This window comes from Burkholderia sp. Ac-20345 (genome assembly GCF_017104825.1).
In the GTDB taxonomy this organism is placed as follows: Bacteria; Pseudomonadota; Gammaproteobacteria; order Burkholderiales; family Burkholderiaceae; genus Burkholderia; species Burkholderia lata_B.
The window spans coordinates 1-1,975 of sequence record NZ_JAAGPO010000462.1; the positions used below are offsets into that span (position 1 = coordinate 1).

Sequence of the window (1,975 nt, forward strand, 5' to 3'; positions counted from 1 at the left end):
CCCCCGTGCGGGCGTGCTGTGGCTCGTGCTGTTCGCGGCGCTCCTCGTCGTCCTGCCGTTCGCGGCCCGCGCGCTGCGCTCCGATGCGCTCGCCGTGGTCGACGCGTTCTTCCGTACAGGTGCGCTCGTGTTCGGCGGCGGGCACGTGGTGCTGCCGCTGCTGCAGGCGGCCGTCGTCGCGCCCGGCTGGGTCGGCGATGCGGCGTTCCTGGCCGGATATGGCGTCGCGCAGGCCGTGCCGGGGCCGCTGTTCACGTTCTCGGCGTTCCTCGGCGCGTCGCTGCGCAACGCGCCGAACGGCTGGCTCGGCGGCACGATCGCGCTGGTGTCGATTTTCGCGCCGTCGTTCCTGCTGGTGGCCGGCACCGCACCGTTCTGGGAACGGCTGCGCCGCAGCACGCGGATGCAGGCCGCGCTCGCGGGCGTGAACGCGGCCGTCGTGGGGCTGCTGCTCGCCGCGCTCTATCACCCGGTCTGGACCGATACGATCGTGGCGCCGCGCGATCTGGCCGCCGCGCTCGTCGCATTCGTCGCGCTGGTGTTCTGGCGCGTGCCGCCATGGGCCGTCGTGATCGCGAGCGCGGCGCTCGGCTGGGGGCTCGGCATCCTGGCCTGACCGGGCAAACGCGGCAGGTTCCAACGCGACAGAAAACAAAAAAGCCCTCGAAACGAGGGCTTTTTTTGATGGGTGCCGCGCGCCGTAGCAGCGCGCAGGCGCCGGACCTTACGCGAAGTTCTTCGCTGCGAAGTCCCAGTTCACGATGTTCCAGAACGCTTCGACGAACTTCGGACGTGCGTTGCGGTAGTCGATGTAGTACGCGTGTTCCCACACGTCGATCGTCAGCAGTGCCTTGTCGGCGGTCGTCAGCGGCGTTGCCGCGTTGCTCGTCGACACGATGTCGAGCGAACCGTCAGCCTTCTTCACGAGCCATGCCCAGCCCGAACCGAACGTGCCGACCGCGGCCTTCGAGAACGCTTCCTTGAAGGCGTCGTACGAACCCCACTTCGCGTTGATCGCGTCGCCCAGCGCGCCCGTCGGTGCGCCGCCGCCGTTCGGCGACAGGCTGTTCCAGAAGAACGTGTGGTTCCAGATTTGCGCGGCGTTGTTGAAGATGCCGCCCGACGACTTCTTCACGATCTCTTCCAGCGACAGGTTTTCGAATTCCGTGCCCGGGATCAGATTGTTCAGGTTCGTCACATAAGCCTGATGATGCTTGCCGTAGTGGTACTGGATCGTCTCGAGCGAGATGGTCGGCGCGAGTGCGTCTTCAGCGTACGGGAGCGGCGGGAGCGTATGAGCCATGGCGATTCCTTCGTTGAGTATGTAGGGAGGCTGTGTTGGATGCTGCCGAGCGTCCGATTGTAGGCGAGGACGAATAACCCCGCAAACTCACGGGCCATTTATCCGCGGTATGCGGAAAAGCGATGTTGGCGCATCGTCCGGCGGGACGAGCCGGCGATGCGCAGCATCCGTTTCAGCGCGGTTTGCCCGTCGCGCGACCTTTGCTGCACGCGCACCGGTTACGTCAGATCGTATCGGTCAGCCGCGGCTGCACATCGGCCAGCGACACGTCGGCCGAGCCTTCCGCGAGGTGCACGGTCAGGCGGCGCTGCGGCTTCAGCGCGTTCGGCGTGCGCACCGCGCGGCCCGTCTGTGCATCGATCAGCGCCGCATAGCCGCGCTCGAGCGTGCGCTGCGGGCTCAGCACCTCGAGCCTTGCCGCACAGGCTGACACGCGAGCCGTGTCGCGTTCGTGACGGCGCTGCAAGGCGAGCGCAAGACGCTGCGACAGCCCCGCGAGCGTCTGGCGCGCCTGCGACGGATCGGGCCGTGCGCGCTGCCAGCGCAGTTGCGCGAGCGCGAAACGCGCGCGCGCGTCGCGCACCGGCCGCGACGCCGCCGACGCAAGCCGCACCGCGAGCTGCTCGACGTGCGTGCGCTGCCGCTGCAGCCGCTCGGCCGGGCTCACCAGCC

General features: G+C 68.3%; 3 protein-coding genes. 1 reads left to right on the top strand and 2 read right to left on the bottom strand.

What is annotated here, in order from left to right:
• The coding region (locus G3O06_RS47945; RefSeq protein ID WP_205820362.1) for a chromate transporter at positions 1-616 on the top strand (616 nt) is incomplete at its 5' end.
• Positions 617-724: 108 nt separating this feature from the next.
• Here the strand turns inward: G3O06_RS47945 and sodB are convergent.
• Together sodB and G3O06_RS47955 are read right to left on the bottom strand one after the other, a co-directional pair.
• The gene (gene sodB / locus G3O06_RS47950) at positions 725-1,303 is read right to left on the bottom strand and encodes a superoxide dismutase [Fe] (RefSeq protein WP_174967648.1); all 579 of its coding nucleotides are present in this window, start codon (positions 1,301-1,303) and stop codon (positions 725-727) included.
• Positions 1,304-1,526: 223 nt separating this feature from the next.
• A partial coding sequence (locus tag G3O06_RS47955; RefSeq protein WP_277403804.1) for an exodeoxyribonuclease VII large subunit occupies positions 1,527-1,975 on the bottom strand: 449 nt, incomplete at its 5' end.